The organism is Bacillus sp. FSL W8-1141 (assembly GCF_038593205.1).
GTDB lineage: Bacteria > Bacillota > Bacilli > Bacillales > Bacillaceae > Bacillus > Bacillus altitudinis.
On sequence record NZ_CP151973.1, the window covers coordinates 382036 to 404042 of the forward strand.

Genomic DNA, 22007 nt, shown 5'->3' on the forward strand with positions numbered 1-22007 from the left:
AAAGTTTTAGGGAATATAGTTCTTAAGATTTAAGAAAATGCGAGGCGTGATAGGAGACCTCTCTCCTACATTTTCGGTCATATTTGCAAAATTTAAGGAAAAACATGAAATTTTTGCGGTAATTGGTCATTTATTTTCGGTGAAACGCAACTATTATTAGTTATTTTCGGTAAATATCGTAAATTATGATGTGATCCCTTCGGCATAACGCATGAATCTTTACACCCATTTTTCGGTGAAAAAAACAATAATTTCATATAAAGTGGACGTAAATAGAAAATATCTAAAAGAAAAGAAGAAAAAGGCAAATCTATGGAAACATAGAGACGCAAAGCCATGTCCTAAGGTAAAAGTTTCTTTTTTTACTATGGTCGGCAGGTTACCGAATCAAAATGGGAGTCCCTCCGTTTTATTCGGGGTGGGCTCCTTTTCTGTTATTCCGTCTATTTTAATGAAATAGACTTGGTTCTTTTGATATAGAGGGTGCAGGGTATCACATTTGGTGGAGAAAACATAGAAGAGCGGAGGATAAGAATGAGTACAGTTTATTACCCCTTAACACATGCGCAAAAGCGAGTATTCTACACGGAAAGATTTTATCCAGGCACAAGTATTTCTAATTTGGGTGGGTTTGCCAAGTTAAGATCGGTATCAGGTCTAAATCCTTCTTTGATCGTTGATGTGCTTCAAGCGTACATTCGTGAAACTGATTCTCTTCGTTTAAGGCTGGTGTATCAACATGAGCAGGAGGAGCCCGTTCAATATATCAAGCCATATGAAAAACAGCCGATTCGTTTGGTGAAAGGATGGAGTGAAAAGGAAGTCAGGGCGTGGGCGAACGAGGAGATTCGTGAGCCGATGGAACTGATTGACCGTTCCTTAATCGAATTTACGGTCTTTCAAATCAGTGATCAAGAGTGCTGGCTGTTCTGTAAAGCGCATCATATTGTGGCTGATGGTATTTCAATTATCTTGATGGGAAACCGAATCATTGATCTATACCATGACATGCTTGAGGGGACAGACATCTCCCCAATTGAAGACATTTCCTTCGTTGATCACATCATGAGTGAGCAAACGTATGAATCTTCTAAACGTTTTCAGAAAGACCAAGCTTTTTGGAACGAGCAATTTGCCAATATTCCAGATTTCGCTTCTTTAACACCGCATAAAGGTTACGAGATGAGTTTACATGCGGAGAGATTTTCAGGGGATATTCCAGATGCTTTAAAGGAGAAGCTTCGAGTTTTTTGTGAAGAAGAGAAAGTCAGTATGCTTTCTATGTTTATGTCCGCTGTCTATATTTACTTGCACCGATTTAGCGGCATGGAGGATGTGGTCCTTGGAACCTTTATGGGCAATCGGACAAATGCAAAGGAAAAAAAGATGATTGGGATGTTTGTGTCGACCATTCCGATGCGCGCATCTGTGCAAGGATCCCTCACGTTTCTTGATTTCGTGAAGAAGGTCATGGCGGATCAGATGAAGATCTTGCGTCATCAAAAATATCCTTACAATGTGCTCATGAATGATTTAAGGGAAAGAGATGGATTTACAGGACGCCTGTTTGATATTTCTTTAGAGTATCAGGTCATGCAGTGGCAGAAAAAAGAGAATCTTTCGTTCATTACGGAGCCGATTTTTAGTGGAAGCGGAATGAATGATATATCGATTCATGTGAAAGACCGCTGGGATACAGATACATTGACCATTGATTTGGATTACCGTACAGATCTATTTAGTGAAGACGATATGAGTAAGCTGTTTGATCGATTGATGATTTTGCTGGAGGCGGCAGTCTCTCAGCCAGATCAGCTGATTGGGGCTCTCTCTTTACTGCCAGCAGATGAACAAAAGCAGCTGCTTCAATTATCTAAGGGAGAAGCATTTGATTTACCAGGAGCGAAACCAGTTCACCACTTCTTTGATGAGGTAGCTAAAAAGTATTCAGAACGAGCAGCTGTGGTAGCGGAAAATGGAACGTTCACTTATGGAGAGCTGTATCAAAAAGCGGACAAACTGGCACGATTTTTACAGATGAAAGGTGTCTCGCGTGATGTACCAGTTGCCGTTTTAATGGAACGGACGGCAGATGCGATGGTTGCCATTTTTGGGATATTAAAAGCTGGCGGTGCATATGTACCGATCGATCCGGCATTACCTGAGGAACGCATTCAATTTATTGTAGAAGATTCTGGTGCTTCTATCGTTTTAACAGAAGAATCGTTTGTTCAGCAATATTCATCCATTGCCGAAAAAATGGTTGTCCAGCAGCATATGGAATTAGAAGATCGTCCGCTGCCTGAGCTGATCGATCAGACGACATCACAGGATTTGGCTTATCTCATTTATACATCGGGTACGACTGGAAAGCCGAAGGGAGTGATGATCGAGCATCTTCAGCTGCATCATTTGGTTCATGCCCTGCATCACGAAGTGTATGAGGGGGCAAATCAGCTTCAAGTGGCGCTTCTTGCACCATTCCATTTCGATGCATCTGTTAAACAAATCTTTGCTGCTCTTTTATTTGGACATACGCTTCATATTGTGCCAAGAGAAATGACACGAAACGGTGTACAGCTAGCGGCTTATTACAAAGAACAACAAATTGAAGCAACAGATGGAACGCCAGCACATGTGCAGCTTTTACTTGCAGCGGATTTGGATGGGCTTGCACTGACTCACATGCTGATTGGGGGAGAAGCACTCCCTGCGAAAGCAGCGCAGGCGCTGATTGAAGCTGTGCGTGTCAGCCAGCCCGATTTTGCCTTGTGGAATGTGTATGGTCCGACAGAAACGTGTGTGGATGCGGCGGTTCACCGTCTAGATCTCAGTGAGCTGCAGAAGTCACCAGAACAGCGCTATGTGTCAATTGGAAAGCCACTGGGTCATCATCGGATTTATATTTTAAATGAACATGAACAACTACAGGTGCAGGGAGCTGTGGGAGAACTATGCATTGCGGGAATAGGAGTGGGACGGGGCTATGTGAATCAGCCTGAATTAACGGAGAAGGCATTCAGACCAGATCCATTTTTCTCTGAAGACCGGATGTATCGCACAGGTGATGTAGTGAGATGGCTTCCAGACGGCACAATTGATTACCTTGGAAGAATAGATGACCAAGTAAAAATAAGAGGTTACCGCATCGAAACAGGTGAAATTGAGGCAGTCATGGAGCAGGTAGACGGAGTCGATCGGGCTGTCGTGCTTGTCGTGGATGAACCGGACGGTGGAAAGGCTTTAAGTGCTTACTATCAAGCACGACAAGAATTTCTTTCCGTGGACACCCTGCAAGCCGCTATCAAACATCAGCTGCCAGCTTATATGATGCCGCTTTATTTCAAGCAGCTTGAGGCATTTCCACTGACAGTTAGCGGGAAAGTCGACCGGCGTGCGCTTGCTGCATTAAAAGGAGACAAGGCTGTCAGTGCTGTTTATGTAGCGCCTAGAAACGATGTAGAAACGAAGCTTGTTCGTTTGTGGGAAGACGTCCTTCATCAAGAGAACATAGGTGTGTACGACTCATTCTTTGACATAGGCGGACATTCACTCAAAGCGATGAAAGTTCTTACACTCGTTCAGCGGGCTTTTCAAGTGGAGGTCCCTTTATCGGTTTTATTTGAACAGCAAACAATTGCAGCACTTGCTGTTTATATTGAACAAGCGGAAAAGTCTTCACAAGTGGTCATACCGAAAGCACCGACTGCCGCCGATTATCCATTGTCACCAGCGCAGCAGCGTGTTTATATGGTGACTCAGTTGGAGCAGAGCATCGCCTATCATATGCCTGCCGTTGTGAAATTAAGAGGAACGCTGCAACGAGAGAAGTTGGAGGGAGCTTTTGAAAAACTGATCGCACGTCATGATATGCTGCGCACTTCTTTTCATACAGTCAAAGGAGTCCCTCGTCAGCGGGTAGCTTCATCCGTTCCATTTCAAATAGAACAGGTGACAGGCAGCACGATGGAAGAGAACATGCGTCAATTTGTCCGACCTTTTTATCTTGAGCAGGCTCCGCTTTTGCGTGTTGGGCTACAGTCTTTACATGATCAGGAGCATCTTCTCTATTTCGATATGCATCATCTGATTTCAGATGGTCTTTCAATTGATTTGATGCTGCGTGAGTTGTCTGACGCATATGAGGGATTAGTGAAAGCGCCATTGAAGCTTCAATATCATGATTATGCTGTTTGGCAAGAACAACAGGCAGAGCAAGGCGGTCAAATAGATGAAGCATTCTGGCTGAAAGAATTTTCAGGAGATATACCTGCTTTGCAGCTGCTAACGGATTATCAGCGTCCCGCTGTCCAGTCTTTCGCTGGAGACCGCGTTCTCAGAAACATCGATGAGACGTTAACAGGCCGTTTGCAGGAGCTTGCAGCGAATCATCATACGACGCTGTATACCGTGTTGCTTTCTGCTTACTATACATTGCTTGCGAAATACACAGGTCAAAAGGAGTTTGTGGTGGGGACGCCAACAGCAGGCAGGGTGCATGCAGATTTGAATGACATGATCGGCATGTTTGTCCAAACACTTGCTTTACGTTCAGAGGTAGATCCTAACGGTTCAATGACACAGTTGATTGAGCAAGTAAAGGAAAAGACGATGAGGGCGTTTGAGCATCAGCAATATCCATTCGAGCGGTTGCTTGAAAAGCTAAATGTGCAAAGAGATTTTAGCCGCCATCCATTATTTGATACGGTCTTTACTCTAACGCCAGATCATTCAACAGCCCAGCATATTGGAGAGATGAAAGTCGAAGTCGAGGAAACCAATTTCCATATTGCGAAGTTTGATCTCACACTTCAAGCGACGGAGTCAAATCATGGTCTTTCCTTTGTTCTCGATTACAGTACGGCGTTATTTAAACGAAGTACTGCCGAGCAGATGCTCAAGCATTATGTTTATCTTCTGGAGCAGATGGTTGAAGTGCCGGAGCAAGCGATTCAATCATACCGCTTACTGTCTGAACAAGAGGCAGCGGCTCAATTGAAGATGTGGAACCCGTTACCTACGCCTTATCCTGCGGAAGAAACCATTGTGACGCAATTTGAATCACAAGTACAGCAGCATGGTCATCAGCCTGCTTTGCAATGTAAAGATGTGGTTCTTTCTTATCAAGAGCTGAATCGCAGAGTGAACCAGCTGGCTCATTATTTACACGAACATGGTTTTGAAAAAGGGATGAAAGCGGCTTTATTCTTTGAACGTTCCAATGAGATGGTGCTGTCGGTTTTAGCTGTGCTAAAGGCTGGCGGTGTCTATGTGCCAATTGATCCTGACTTCCCTGATGAACGTATCAAGCACTTTTTGACAGATAGTGGTGCACAGTTTGTCCTGACCCATCAGGTGCTGCGTCATCGTTCTGTGCTTACTGCATTTGAAGGGAAAATCATAGAAACAGAAGATCAAGCCGTTGATCAGCAGTCAGAGAGCAATCCAGTTGTATGTGTTTCGCCTTTGGACTTGGCGAATTTGACCTACACATCTGGTACGACAGGCAAACCTAAAGGGAACATGGTGACGCACCGGAACATTTTGAGAACAGTGAAGCAGTCGAATTATCTCACCATTCATCATGAAGACACGGTGATGAGCCTTTCAAACTATGTATTTGATGCATTTATGTTTGATGTGTTTGGTGCTTTATTGAACGGAGCGAAACTCATTGTTTTGCCAAAGGATCACATTTTAAATATGAATGAGCTTTCTGGCGCGATTGAGAAGGAAAAAGTCAGTATTTTAATGATCACGACCGCTCTATTTCACTTACTGATTGATATGAAAAAAGGCAGCCTGAAAAACGTCAGAAAAGTGCTGTTTGGCGGGGAACGTGCTTCTGTGCCGCATGTTGTGGCAGCGCTTGAAACGGTTGGAGAAGACAAACTCATTCATATGTATGGACCTTCTGAAAGCACGATTTTCACAACGTATTATCCGGTGAATCACATTGAAGAACAAGCACTGTCGATTCCGATCGGAAAGCCGGTGAGTCAAACGGCTGTTTATATTGTCGATGAGTTTGGACATGTGCAGCCGCCGGGAGTAGCTGGAGAGCTTTGTGTCGCAGGTGACGGACTGGTCAAGGGGTATTATCACCAGCCAGAACTAACGAGCGAAAAGTTTGTTGAAAATCCTTTCCGATCTGGTGAAGTCATGTACAAAACGGGCGATCTCGCACGATGGCTGTCAAATGGAGATATTGAATTCATTGGGCGAATAGATCACCAAGTCAAGATTCGAGGTCAGCGTATCGAGCTTGGCGAAATTGAACACCAGCTATTGCAGCATCCGCAAGTGAAGGAAGCCGTTGTCATTGCGATATCAAATGATACATTGTGTGCATATTTCACAGCAGAAGGTGCTGTTCCGCTGTCGGATTTACGTGAGCAAGCAGGACGAGAACTCCCTGTTTATATGATGCCAGCTTTCTTCATGCAATTAGACGAGCTGCCACTAACGGGGAATGGCAAGGTAGACAGACGGGCATTACCGGTACCTGATGTAAGTGAGCAGGCGGCAAATGAATACGTCCCTCCTCAATCAGATACAGAGCGTATATTGGCACACATTTGGGAGGAAGTTCTTGAGGTGCCGAAAATCGGCAGACATGATCATTTCTTTGAATGCGGTGGTCATTCACTGCGCGGTATGAAAATGCTGAACAGGCTCTATGAAGAGATGCATGTGGAATGTACTTTGAAAACATTATTTGAATCACCCACTTTAGAGGCGTTTGCCCTTGCGGTGGATCAAACAGATCGAACTGAAATCAGGCGAGTGGAAAAAGCGGAAGAAGCGGCTTTTTATCCTGTGACATCTGCTCAGAAAAGATTGTTTGTTCTGCAAAAAATGACAGATGCCGAGCAGAGCTATCATATGCCAGCTGCTTTAAAGCTTGAAGGTGTATTTGATGAAAAACGATTTAAAAAAGCCATTGACCAGCTTGTTCATCGTCATGAAGCATTCCGTACGAGCTTTGACTTCGTTCAGGGTGAACCTGTTCAGCGAATTGAAACGAATGTTTCTGTGAACATTGAAAACATCGAAGGGGAAGGCCGAGACATTCAGCAATTAATGAATGATTTTATCCGTCCATTTGATATAGAAAAAGCGCCGCTGCTTAGAGTGGGGCTTGTGTCTGAATCGGAGAGTGTTCATTATTTGTTGATTGATATGCACCACATCATTTCAGATGGTGCGTCTGTCGGTATTTTAATTGATGAGCTATCGATCTTGTATCGAGGAGACGAACTTGATGAATTGCCTATTCAATATAAGGACTATGCGGTTTGGTCAAACAGTGAAGAATCTCTTGTGAAAAAAGCGGAAGAAGCGGCGTTTTGGTTGGCACAATTACAAGGAGAACTGCCTGTTTTGGCGCTGCCTGAGGATCTTCCGAGACCAAAGGTTCAGACGTTTGAAGGGGACCGCGTCGAATTCTCTATAGACGGTGCGCTTAAAGCGCAATTGGATGAGTTGGTTAGATCACTCAACAGTACAACGTATACAGTGCTGCTTGCTTGCTACAGTACGCTTTTAAGCAAGCTTTCGAGACAAGAAGACATCATGATCGGTTCTCCAGTGGTGGGCAGAACCCATCCTGATATTCAATCAGTCATCGGCATGTTTGTGAATACGCTGGCACTCAGAACAAAACCAGTAGGACATCAGACATTTTCTCAATTTGCGTCAACAGTTCATGAGCTTGTGTTAGCGGCAAATGAACATCAACTTTACCCATTTGAAGAATTGGTGGACCAAGTGCAAACGGTTCGTGACACAAGCCGCCATCCAATCTTTGATGTGGTGTTCTCGATGGAAAATGCAGATATTCTTGACCTGTCGATGGATGGACTTGATATCATTCCCCAGCCGTTCAATGAGAACATAGCAAAATTTGACTTAACCTTAACTGGAAACGAAACTGACGAGCAAATCGAGCTTGTGTTTGATTTTAATTCTTCTATCTTTGAACGGTCGTCGATTGAGAAGTGGAAGGAGTATTTCCTTTACTTGATCGAACAAATGGTGTCAGCACCAGATCAATTATTAGATCAGATGCAATTATTATCACCAGCGCAACAGCAAAAACTGCTTGATGAATGGTCCGGACCTATCCTAGATGTCCCGACAGATCAAACGGTTCATGCATTGATTGAGGCGAAGTCACAGGAAGTACCTGATCAAAAAGCCGCATCCTTCTGCGGCACAAGCTGGACGTATGAAGAACTGAACAACCGGGCGAATACAGTCGCCGCAAGACTCATTTCCAGCGGCACAAAACTGGGAGACCGCATCGGCATTCTCACACGTCCATCGCTCGAGATGACAGCCGCTGTTCTCGGAGTTCTCAAGGCAGGTGCGGCATTTGTGCCGATTGATGCCGATTATCCAGCGCAGCGCATTGCCTACATGCTGGAAGATTGCGGGGCAGAGGTCCTTCTGATTCAGAAAGGGCTCACTGCACCACCTTCTTTCACAGGTCATACCCTCTTCATAGAAGAGGCAGTAGAAGGAGAAGCACACGAGATTCATGTTCCTGTCAAACCAACGGATCTCGCCTATATGATTTACACATCTGGAACGACTGGACAGCCGAAGGGTGTCATGGTCGAGCACCAGTCCCTTGTCAATCTTGCTTTTTGGCACAATGATGCTTTCCAGGTGACGAAACAAGACCGAACCGCCAAATATGCAGGCTTTGGCTTTGATGCCTCCATTTGGGAGATGTTCCCGACATGGATCGCCGGCGCAGAGCTCCATATCATCGACGAAGCGATTCGCCTCGATATGATCAAGCTCAATTCGTATTTTAATCACGAAGGCATCACCATTGCGTTCCTGCCAACACAGCTATGTGAGCAGTTTATGTCGATGGACAATCATTCTCTCCGTTACTTACTGACAGGCGGGGACAAGCTAAAACAGGTGAAGCCCGTTCCATACAAACTCGTCAATAACTACGGCCCAACAGAAAATACGGTTGTGGCGACAAGCGGGATCATTGATCCAGATCAAGGCACGCTTCCTATCGGAACAGCGATTGCCAATACTCGTTTTTACATTATGGGTTCGTTATATGACCTCTCGCCGCAAGGCGTACCGGGTGAGCTCGTGATTGCGGGGAAAGGACTGGCAAGAGGCTACTGGAATCTACCAGAGGGAACGAACAAACGGTTTGTCCCAGATCCGTTTTATCCAGGAGAGCGTATGTACCGTACAGGTGATTTGGTGAAGTGGACAGAGGATGGCGAACTGATCTATCTCGGTAGAAAAGACCATCAAGTGAACATCCGCGGATTCCGGATTGAGCTATCAGAAATTGAAGCGCAGCTCCTTGCGCTGGATTCAGTCCAAGAAGCCGTCGTGACAACGGTCAAAGACGCAAGTGATCAAGACGCTCTTGTCGCTTACGCCATCACAGATAAAGAAACGGATACGTTGAAAGATAGCTTAAAGCGCACCTTGCCTGAATATATGGTGCCATCATGGATCATCAAGCTAGACCAACTGCCGATGACGGCAAATGGCAAAGTGGATCTCAAAGCACTGCCAGCACCTGATATGGAAGCGAATCAAACAGCATACGAAGCCCCAAGAGATGAGGTGGAAGCACTGCTTTGCGGCATTTGGGAAGATGTGCTTGGCGTCAGCCAAGTTGGTATTCACGACCACTTCTTCTTCCTTGGCGGAGATTCGATTAAAGGCATCCAAATGGCAAGCAGGCTCACACAAGAAGGCTGGAAGCTCGATATGAAACTGCTTTTCCAATATCCAACGATTGCGGAGCTCCGCCCATATATCGAAGAAGCGGACCTTCTCACAGCCGATCAATCACCTGTCGAAGGGGAAGTCATTTTAACACCAATTCAGCGCTGGTTCTTTGAACGGAACTTCAGCAGCCAACATCATTGGAATCAGTCCGTTATGCTCCATGCGGCAAATGGTTTGGATGAAGTGCTTGTCAAACAAGTGCTCGAGCAGATGATGACCCATCATGATGCTTTGCGATTGGTTTATCCGATAGAAGAAGGACGCATCATCCAGCGTCATCGTGGAGTAGATGAAAATGATGTAGCGGTGAACGTGATAGAAGTACAAGGAGAACGATCACAGCAAATCCAGCAGGTAGAAAAGCTAGCAAATGAAGTGCAGGCGAGTATTTCTTTAACAGAGGGACCATTAGTCAAACCTGCGATTTTCCGTACGGATCATGGAGATCACTTATTGCTCGTTGTACATCACCTTATCATTGATGGTGTGTCATGGCGTATTTTCCTTGAAGACTTCATGGCTCTTTATGAGCAGGCGAAGCGCGGGGAGGAGCTGACACTTCCTGAAAAAACACATTCATTCCAAGCATATGCCCAGAAGTTGACGGAATACGCAGTGTCAGATGAGCTGCTGGCAGAAAGGGACTATTGGAAAAAGGTACTTGGGCATTTAACTGCACCTCTGCAAAAGGATCATGTCACAGAGGATCAAAGAATGCTGCATACAAAAACCATTCGCTTTACGCTGTCTGAGGAAGAAACACGCAGCCTACTGACAGAAGTACATGAGGCGTACCACACGGAAATCAACGACATTTTGCTAACCGCTTTAGGATTGACCCTGAAAGAGTGGACAGAAGAAGACAGACACTTTATTCACCTTGAAGGACATGGAAGGGAAGACATCCTTCCGGCGGTCAATGTGTCGCGGACCATCGGCTGGTTTACGAGCATGTATCCTGTGCTGCTTGATTTGTCGCATGCGGAGGATCTTTCGTATCAAATCAAGCTTTTGAAAGAAGAGCTCAGACACATTCCGAACAAGGGAATCGGCTATGGCGTTTTAAAATACTTAACGCCTGACAAAATGAAGGACGGTCTCGCATTTGATGTCACGCCAGATATCAGCTTTAACTATCTTGGTCAGTTTGATGAACAGATTGGCGGGGGTGAACTAAGTCGATCCAGATGGCAGGCAGGTCAATCATTAAGTCCAGAATCAGAGAAACCTCATGCATTAGATATTGTTGGTTTCGTAGAACAGGGCATGTTCCATATGACGATATCCTATCACCAGCTTGAATTTGAAGAGCAAACGATGGAACAGTTCAAGGACCTTTTAGAAAAGAACGTGAAGGCACTCATCTCACATTGTGTATCACAAGATGAAGCGCAAATTACGCCTAGTGATGTAGGAGACGATGACCTGACCATGGATGAACTTGAAAAGCTAATGGATATATTTTAAGCAAACGAAGAGGTGGACTATGAGCAAACAGAAGATTCAAAAGGTATATCCTTTAACACCAATGCAAGAAGGCATGTTATATCATGCCATGCTAGACCCTAATTCTTCCTCTTATTTCACACAGCTGGAGCTTGGAATAAGAGGGGAGTTTGATCTCGATCTTTTTGAAAAAAGTCTCAATGAGCTCATCGGCACATATGACATTCTCCGTACAGCCTTTGTCTATCAGCAATTACAGAAGCCGCGACAGGTTGTACTGGCAGAGCGCAATCTAGATGTGTATAGAGAGAATCTATCTCACCTGAACCATCAGGAACAGCAAAAGGTACTAGATCAATATAAAAAGCAAGTGAGAAAGCAAGGCTTCCATTTAACGAATGATTTGTTATTGAAGGTCGCTGTTTTTCAACTGAATGAAACAAACTGGCATCTCATTTGGAGCAACCATCACATCATCATGGATGGTTGGTCCATGGGAGTTTTGATGAAAAAATTGTTTCATTACTACGAATCTTATCGGAACGGCAAAACGCCGGATCGCTCACAAGGAAAACCTTATGCAGATTATATTCAGTGGCTTGGCAAGCAAAATCAACAAGCAGCGGAAGGCTATTGGAAGGATCGCTTAGACGGTGCGGTTCAGCATCAAGGGCTTTTGCAGCAAAAAGAAGCGAACGGACAATATGACCATCAGGAATGGACGTTCACATGGGATGCTGAAATGGTCAGCACCATTCAAGAGATCGCAAGGAATTGCCAAGTGACAGCACCAAATCTATTCCAGGCTGTTTGGTCGGTTCTTTTAGGCACTTACCATGCGGCACATGATGTCACTTTCGGAACAGTCGTATCTGGCAGGCCGCCAAGTGTGGCTGGTATAGAACAGATGGCAGGACTTTTTATCAATACAATACCGGTCAGGGTAGAAATGGATCAGGAAGACACCTTCAAACAGCTGTTTCAAAGAGTTCAGCAGCATGCGCTGGAAGCGGAAAACTATGATTTTATGCCGCTTTATGATATTCAGCAACAGACAGCTGCAGGAGGACAACTCTTCGATCACTTGGTCGGGTTTGAGAACTATCCTTTAGATCAAGAGCTATCTGGTGACACCATGTCGGAACGTCTAGGGTTTTCCATTGATGTAAAAGACGGATTTGAACAAACGAATTTCGATCTAAATGTCCTCGTATATCCAGGTGAAACATGGACATTGAAAATCAAATACAATGCGGTGGCTTTTGAAGAAGAGGTCATTGAAAAAATATCGAAACACCTGACCAACCTCATGAAGCAGATCATCGAGAATCCGGAAGTTCGCCTTCATGACGTGACGTGTATCACCGAAGAAGAAAAACAGCAGATTGAAGCATGGAACAAGACAGAACGAGATTATCCAAAGCATCTATCTATTCCTGAGCTTCTTAAAGAACGCATTCAAACGCAGCCAGACCATCTAGCGTTAGTCGAAGGAGAGCGGGCATTCACCTATGAAGAACTCGGCCAAGAAATCCATCGTGTTGCGGGATATTTGATTGATAGCGGAGTGAAACAAGAAGATGCCGTCGCAGTGTATATGAATCGATCTGCTGAAGCGGTGATCGCCATTTTAGCGATTCTTCAAGCAGGGGCTGCTTATGTACCAATTGATCCAGCCCAGCCAGAGGAGAGAATCCGCTTTATGCTTGAAGACAGCGGCGCATCCGTTTTGCTCTATGCGGACAGCCAGCCGCCAGTTCATGAAAGTATCCAAGCCGTTCGTGTGTCGGACATATCGAATCATTCCAACGGACCATTCGAAGTCGAGACCTCTCCTTCGCAATTGGCGTATATCATGTACACGTCGGGGTCAACCGGCCAGCCAAAAGGTGTTCAAATTGAGCATCAGCATATTGTCAGATTGGCATGTTCTCAGGAGACACTGGGCTTGAACAAGTCGGATTGTATGGCACATACAGGAGCAGTCAGCTTTGATGCCATTACTTTTGAAATTTTCACCACACTGCTGAACGGTGCAACGCTTTATCCTGTTGACCGTGACACGTTATTGGACATCAACCGGTTTGAACGCTTTATCCAAACGAATCAAATCTCGGCGCTCTTTTTAACAACTGGTTTGTTTAATCAACTCGCTCAGCAGCGGCCGCATATATTTAAAGGACTGTCCAAATTGATCACAGGCGGTGATGTGATCAATGTGAAAAGTGCAGAGCTTGTGAAGAAAAAACATCCATCACTTGTTTTACTGAATGCGTATGGTCCCACAGAAAACACCACCATCTCGACCATTTATGAGGTGAGAGGGGATGAAACGGGCACGATTCCAATTGGTCAGCCGATCAATCATTCGTCCGCTTACATTTTAGATGACAATCAAAGACTTCAGCCAATTGGCGCGCCAGGAGAGCTGTATGTTGGCGGAGACGGTGTCTCAAGAGGATATCTCCATCGTCCAGAATTAACAAAGCAAGCATTTATCGCTGATCCTTTCAAGGCAGAAGGGCGTTTGTATCGAACAGGAGATTTGGCTAGGTACGGTTCAAATGGTCAAATCGAATTCCTCGGACGGACAGATGATCAAGTGAAAATTCGTGGTTTCCGTATTGAGCTCGGTGAAATTGAAACGATTCTTCAACAAGAGACGGGGATCGATGATGCGGTTGTGCTCATCCATGAGTCTCCTTCAGATGAAAAAGAAATGACTGCTTACTATACGGGAACGATCACGGAAGAAGAAGTGCGGGCTCTATTTAATCAAGCACTGCCAGCATATATGGTACCTCATCACGTCATGAAGCTAGATGCTTTTCCGCTTACCGCAAACGGAAAGGTCGATCGAAAAGCTTTACCAACACCTGACGAAGCTGATCGTGAAAAAATCAGGATCATTCCACCTGAAACCGAGACGGAAAAGGCGCTTGCTCAAATTTGGGAGGAACTGCTTGGGAAAGCGGTGGGAATAGATGAGCATTTCTTCATGACTGGCGGACATTCACTCAAAGCAATGATGATGTCAGCCAAAATCCAAGAAGTGTTCCAAAAGGAAGTTCCGATTCAAGTGATATTCGAAAAGCCAACGGTTCGATCACTTGCGTCATACATTGACCAGGACGGTCAAGAAGAACAAGGACATCCGATCTTACCCGCAGTGAAGGCGGAAGACTACCCAGTGTCACCAGCTCAGCGGCGCTTATACATTTTACAAACACTTGAACCTAAGAGTACGAACTATCATATTCCGATCGTCTTAACGCTTGAAGGTACGCTCGATCATCAGAGGCTCACCTCAGCATTTGATGAATTGATTCAAACGCATGAAATCTTAAGAACGAGTTTTCATATGAAAGGCGAGAACATCGTCCAAAGGGTACATGAACGAGCGGCATTTGACCTCCCCATCCATGATGTAAAGGAAGAAGAGGCCGAGGCATTTCTTGCTGAACGTCAGGCGCCGTTTGATTTGACATCCGCTCCCCTCCTGCGGGCACAGCTGCTCAAAGTGAGTGACGACCGTCATCTTTTAGTTCTGGAAGCACATCACCTGATTACCGATGGCAGCTCCATGAAGACGTTCATTCAGGATTTGGCGAAAGCCTATGATGGAGAGGTACTTGCAGAAAGAGCCATTCATTATAAAGATTACGCTGTCTGGCAGTTAAGTGAAGAAGAATCAGAGAAACAGCGTGTGCATGAAGCGTATTGGCTGAAGCAATTCGAAGGAGATGTACCGGTTTTAGATTTGCCGACAGACTACCCGCGTCCAGTGGAACGTGATTTTTCTGGAGAACGAGTGATGTTTGGCTGTGATCAAGCGACAACTCAGCGTATTCATGAGCTGCTCAAGAAAACAGATACGACACTGTACATGTTCTTGTTATCTGCATTTCAAGTGCTGCTCGCATCCTACAGCGGACAGGAAGATATCATTGTCGGATCTCCTGTTGCGGGGCGAACACATCCAGATATTCAGGACATGCCAGGGATGTTCATCAATACCATTGCGATGCGCGGAAAACCGGAACAAACAAAGTCATTTTTACAGCTGCTTGAAGAAATAAAAGAAACGAGTGTAGATGCTTTTGCACATCAAAGCTATCCGCTCGAAGAGTTAATCGCGCGTCTACCGCTTGATCGTGATACAACCCGAAGCCCGCTCTTTAGTGTTTCGTTTAATATGCAGAACATGGATGTTCCTGCACTAAAGCTCGGCGATCTGAACATTTCGCCTTATGCGATGCAGCACCGATCCGTCAAATTTGATCTGTCTCTAGAAGCATTTGAACGTGAGGGAGAAATAAAACTAAGCCTAGACTATGCAACGGCATTATTTAAAGAGGAAACCATCCGCCGGTTCGGAACACATCTTCTTGCGATTATTCGTGAGGCGGTCCAGCATCCGAATGAACAAATTGGCTTGTTCAACCTCTTGGATCAGCATGAGCAAATGGAGCGGCTGGAGAAAAGGGATGGAGAACAAACAGGTCAACATGAGCCGTACCATGTGCAATTTTCACGTCAAGCCATGGAAACGCCTGATGCCATTGCGGTGATGGATGGTGAAAGGAAGCTGACCTACCGTGAACTAGATCACATGTCCAATGCTCTTTGCAGTGAGCTGAAGATGCAAGGCGTAGAGAAAGAAAGCACAGTCGCACTTATTCTTGATCGCTCTGTCTATGTCATTGTCTCCATGCTAGGTGTAATGAAAGCAGGCGGTGCATTTGTACCAATTGATCCAGCTTTTCCTGCGGAACGTATTCGTTACACATTAAAAGATTCAGGGGCAAAAGTCATCGTGGCAAATGAGTCTCTTGGCGATTCGTATCAGCATCTCAAGTCGATTCAGGTCGTACATGTGGAGAAAGCCGTCCAACGAAACGATTCTCTAGACCTGCCAGACGTATCGGTTGATCAACTGGCTTATGTGATTTACACATCTGGAACAACAGGGAAGCCTAAGGGTGTACAGCTCACGCATCGTAATCTATCACACTACGTCAATTGGTTGACACATGAAGTGACTTTACAAGAATGCGATCGAACGGCACTCCTGTCTTCTTATGCATACGACCTTGGTTACACAAGCATTTTCCCGGTTCTAAAAGCAGGCGGGACACTCTATATTCCTCGTGAAGACGTGTATACAGACCCTGTACGTCTCATGCGTTTTATTGATGAACAAGAGCTGACTTATATCAAAATGACACCATCCTTATTTCATATGATGGCAGATTCGAAGGGTCATACATTTGACGCTTTACGGCTTGTGGTATTAGGAGGAGAACCGATTGTCTCTGAAGATGTTGAGACATTTATGAAGCAGCATCCATGCGTGGCAGTGATGAACCATTACGGTCCGACAGAAACAACGATTGGTACAGTGAGCAAGCTAATGACACCGCATGAGCTGGACGCTTTAAAGGAGCGTTCTATCATCGGAAAGCCTATTGCTCATACAAGAGCGCTCGTATGCAATCGCGAGCAGCGTCTTGTTCCTTATGGCGCACCGGGTGAGCTCTACATTTCAGGTGATGGTGTTTCAAAAGGTTATTTGAATCAGCCTGAATTAACAGCGGAGCGTTTTCTTGAAAATCCTTATTTCCCTCAAGAACGGATGTATCGAACGGGAGATTTGGTTAGACAGCATGCTAATGGGGAGATTGAATTCCTTGGAAGAGTAGACGATCAAGTGAAAATTCGCGGTTATCGAATTGAGAAACAAGAAATTGAGCATGCCGCACGTGCCCTTCCAACCATTCAAAAAGTGTATGTCAAGGTGATCAACACGTCTCGTTTACCGGAGCTGGCGTTATATTATACAGCACCTGATCACATTGGAACGCTGACATTTAGAGAAAAGCTTTCAGAGACACTACCGGATTACATGATTCCTACTTATTTTGTCAAAGTGGATCATATGCCGCTGACACAAAACGGAAAAGTAGATGCAAAATCTCTGCCGCTTCCTCATGAGGCACATATGAACCGCACAGCACATGCAGCACCAGAAACGGCGCTTGAGCAGACGCTTTGTGATATTTGGTCAGATGTTCTTGAGATTGAAAAAGTCGGCATTGATGACCATTTCTTTGAATTAGGCGGGCATTCTTTGAAAGGCATGGTGCTCATTTCGAAAATGCAAGCCAAACTGAATCAGCATGTTCCACTCAAGGTTCTTTTTGAAAAGCCAACGATACGGGCGATAGCTGCCTATTTGGAAGAAGCTGATGCTTCGCTCGTCACATCCATTCAGCCAGCGGAAAAGCAAGATTTCTATCCAGTCTCTTCCGCACAAAAGCGAATGTACGTATTACAGCAGCTGCATCCAGAATCCGTCACCTACCATATGCCAGCCGTTTTCATGATGGAAGGAAACCTTGATCTGAAGCAGCTAGAAGGAGCGATTCAAGCTTTAATTGATAGACATGAGTCATTGCGGACAGCCTTTGTTGAAATTGATGGCAGTCCCGTCCAAAAAATCTATCGCCGTGTGCCGTTTACGTTACAGATGGTTGAAGTAGAAAGCGATCAGGTACAATCCGTCGTAGACAACTTCATGACACCATTCTCATTACATCAAGCACCTCTAATGAGAGCTAAAGTGGCAAAGCTGTCTGATGACAAATATGTGTTCATGATGGATATGCACCATATCATCGCAGACGGAGTGACACGCAGTCTGCTTATTCAAGAATTAGGCGAGTTGTATGAGCATAAGACGTTACCGCCAGTTCAGTTGCACTACAAGGATTATGCGGTATGGCAGCAAGAGGAAGAGCAGCAAGCAGCACTTGAAAAACAGCGGCAGTATTGGCTGGAGCAATATGCACAGCCGCCAGAAGACTTAGCACTTCCGCTTGATTTCCCGCGGCCTAGCGTGCAGTCATTTGCAGGAGACCGGGTTGATAGATGGCTGTCTGCTGAAAAGACGCAGCATATCAAAGCGCTCATGGCTGAAAAAAATGTGAGTTTGAACATGGTGATGCAAACGGCCTTTGCCATTCTCCTTCATAAATTGACTGGACAGCATGACATCGTCATAGGGGCTGTAACGGCTGGACGTACACATGCGTCAATCGAACGGATTCCGGGCATGTTTGTGAATACACTGGCCCTTCGACATGACGTTCAGTTAGAAGAAACTGCAGAGCATCTGCTAGAAAAAATAAGAGATCACAATCTATCAGCTTATGAACATCAAGGATTCCCATTTGAGGATTTGGTCGCGCAGTTAGACCTTCCGAAAGACACGAGCCGCAACCCGTTGTTTAGTGTCATGATGACAACGGATGAGCGTGATCTGACGTTACCGGAATTGAATGGACTTACGCTTTCGCACAAACAGCAAGAAGCCGTTCAGGCAAAATTTGATTTAACGCTCGGTGTCTTTGAGGAACAAGATCAAGTGGGCTTGCGCTTTGAATATGCAGCGGCATTATTTAAAAAGAGTACCATTCAGCGATGGAGTCAATATTTTGAGCGAATCATAGACGAAATGCTTGCGAAATTGAATCAGTCGATCTCGACCATCTCCATCTTAACAAAAGAAGAAGAGCGACATCTGCTTGATGATTGGTCAGGACCTGTCCTAAATGTCCCGACAGATCAAACGGTTCATGCATTGATTGAGGCGAAGTCACAGGAAGTACCTGATCAAAAAGCCGCCGCCTTCTGCGGCACAAGCTGGACGTATGAAGAACTGAACAACCGGGCGAATACAGTCGCCGCAAGACTCATTTCCAGCGGCACAAAACCGGGAGACCGCATCGGCATTCTCACACGTCCATCGCTTGAGATGACAGCCGCTGTTCTCGGAGTTCTCAAGGCAGGTGCGGCATTTGTGCCGATTGATGCCGATTATCCAGCGCAGCGCATTGCTTATATGCTGGAAGATTGCGGGGCAGAGGTCCTTCTGATTCAGAATGGGCTCACTGCACCACCTTTATTCACAGGTCATACCCTCTTCATAGAAGAGGCAGTAGAAGGAGAAGCACACGAGATTCATGTTCCTATCAAACCAATGGATCTCGCTTATATGATTTACACATCTGGAACGACTGGACAGCCGAAGGGTGTCATGGTCGAGCATCAGTCTCTTGTCAATCTTGCTTTTTGGCACAATGATGCTTTCCAGGTGACGAAACAAGACCGAACCGCCAAATATGCCGGCTTTGGCTTTGATGCCTCCATTTGGGAGATGTTCCCGACGTGGATGGCGGGCGCAGAGCTCCATATCATCGACGAAGCGATTCGCCTCGATATGATCAAGCTCAATACGTATTTCAATGACGAAGGCATCACCATTGCGTTCCTGCCAACACAGCTATGTGAGCAGTTTATGTCGATGGACAATCATTCTCTCCGTTACTTACTGACAGGCGGGGACAAGCTAAAACAGGTGAAGCCTGTTCCATACAAACTCGTCAATAACTACGGCCCAACAGAAAATACGGTCGTGGCGACAAGCGGGATCATTGATCCAGATCAAGGCACGCTTCCTATCGGAACAGCGATTGCCAATACTCGTTTTTACATTATGGGTTCGTTATATGACCTCTCGCCGCAAGGCGTACCGGGTGAGCTCGTAATTGCGGGGAAAGGACTGGCAAGAGGCTACTGGAATCTCCCAGAGGAAACGGACAAACGATTTGTCCCAGATCCGTTTTATCCTGGAGAGCGCATGTACCGTACAGGCGACTTGGTGAAATGGACAGAGGATGGCGAGCTGATCTACCTCGGTAGAAAAGACCATCAAGTGAACATCCGCGGATTCCGGATTGAGCTATCAGAAATTGAAGCACAGCTCCTTGCGCTAAATGAAGTGAAAGAAGCCGTCGTGACAACGGTCAAAGACGCAAGTGATCAAGACGCTCTTGTCGCTTACGTCATCACAGATGAAGAAGCGGCCACTTTGAAAGAAAGCTTAAAGCGCACCTTGCCTGAATATATGGTGCCATCATGGATCATCAAGCTAGACCAACTGCCGATGACGGCAAATGGCAAAGTGGATCTCAAAGCACTGCCAGCACCTGATGTGGAAGCGAATCAAATAGCATACGAAGCCCCAAGAGATGAGGTGGAAGCACTGCTTTGCGGCATTTGGGAAGATGTGCTTGGCGTCAGCCAAGTTGGTATTCACGACCATTTCTTCTTCCTTGGCGGAGATTCGATTAAAGGCATCCAAATGGCAAGCAGACTCACGCAAGAAGGCTGGAAGCTCGATATGAAACTGCTTTTCCAATATCCAACGATTGCGGAGCTTCGCCCATATATCGAAGAAGCGGATCTTCTCACAGCCGATCAGTCAGCTGTCGAAGGAGAGGTCATTTTAACACCGATTCAGCGCTGGTTCTTTGAACGTAACTTTGATCACCAGCACCACTGGAATCTCTCAATGATGCTTCATGCGCCAAAAGGGTTTGACTTGGCTGTCACAGAACAAGTTCTGCAAAGACTGCTCTCACATCATGATGCACTGCGCATGGTGTTCAGACAGGAGCATGATGACATTCTGCAATACAATCAGCGGGAGCTGACAGAACCATTTTCAATTATTTCTTGTGATGTTTCAAAAGCGCAAGATGTGAAACAGGCGATTTCCACATACGCCAATGAGTATCAGCGTCAACTGAATCTTGAAAAAGGTCCATTGATGAAAGTGATTTGTTTCCATACAGAAAACGGTGATCACTTACTCATCATCACCCATCATCTTGTGATTGACGGCGTTTCTTGCCGGATTTTACTAGAAGACTTTATGTCTCTTTATCATCAGGCAGAAAAAGGAGAAACGATGGTTCTGCCGCCAAAAACGCACTCTTTCAAAGAATGGGCAGAAGCGGTTGAACGATACGCGCAGTCGCAGCTGCTAAAAAACCAGAAGGAGTATTGGGCGGAGATTGAAAATAGACCGTTTACGACTTTACCTGTTGACCATGAAGTAAAAGAAAGAAAAGTCGCGGATACGAAAGCGGTCAAAATGCAGCTGACAGAAGCAGAAACCGAGCATCTGTTAACGAATATCCATCTTCCGTACACAACAGAAATGAATGATATTCTTCTATGTGCGCTCGGGCTGGCCGTTCAGGAATGGACAGGACAATCTCATGTACATGTACAGCTTGAAGGTCATGGAAGAGAGGATATTTTATCAGGATTAGATATATCCCGCACAGTTGGCTGGTTTACGAGCATGTATCCAGTCGTTCTTGAAGCGAAACCGAATCAGACCATTGCAGACGCTATCAAAGGAACGAAAGAGATGCTGCGGCGTGTACCGAATAAAGGGATTGGTTACGGTATTTTAAGATACATGACACCATCCGAACCGTCAGTCAAACACGTGCAGCCTGAAATCAGCTTGAACTATCTCGGGCAGATTGATCAGGAAGTGACGACAGAACTCTTTGGGCCCTCAACCTATGATATGGGCCGTCAAGCAAGCTCTGAATCAGAAGCTGTTTATAAGCTGAACCTCAGCGGTCTTGTTCAGCACAATCAATTCATTCTGTCGTGCTCATATTGTGCAAGTGAATATGAAGAACAAACGATACAGCAGTTCATCGCATTGTTGAAGGAGAAAATCAGATCCATCATCACTCATTGCTTAGCGCATCAAGAGCGAGAATTTACGCCAAGTGACTTCTCAGCTGCAGACCTTGAAATGGATGAAATGGACGATATCTTTGACATGCTCGAGGAGAAATTGACGTAACACCACTAGATCAGTCATGAAAAAGGAAAGGAGGAATGAAATA

The 22007-nt window shown here is 45.4% G+C and carries 2 protein-coding genes and 1 riboswitch; both genes read left to right on the forward strand.

Annotated elements, in window-relative coordinates; translation table 11 throughout:
• Nucleotides 1-293 precede the first annotated feature (293 nt).
• Nucleotides 294-387, forward strand: a riboswitch (cyclic di-GMP riboswitch).
• Between the two features lie 147 nt (nucleotides 388-534).
• Nucleotides 535-11250, forward strand: coding sequence for an amino acid adenylation domain-containing protein (locus tag NSQ52_RS02025; RefSeq protein ID WP_342473864.1), 10716 nt, complete (start codon nucleotides 535-537; stop codon nucleotides 11248-11250).
• A gap of 19 nt (nucleotides 11251-11269) precedes the next feature.
• Nucleotides 11270-21964, forward strand: a complete 10695-nt coding sequence (locus NSQ52_RS02030; RefSeq protein WP_342473865.1) for an amino acid adenylation domain-containing protein — start codon at nucleotides 11270-11272, stop codon at nucleotides 21962-21964.
• Nucleotides 21965-22007: the final 43 nt, after the last annotated feature.

Bases quoted from the DNA above. Each gene is read 5' to 3' on its own strand.
- NSQ52_RS02025 (WP_342473864.1), top strand. From the start codon at position 535: ATGAGTACAGTTTATTACCCCTTAACACATGCGCAAAAGCGAGTATTC.
- NSQ52_RS02030 (WP_342473865.1), top strand. From the start codon at position 11,270: ATGAGCAAACAGAAGATTCAAAAGGTATATCCTTTAACACCAATGCAA.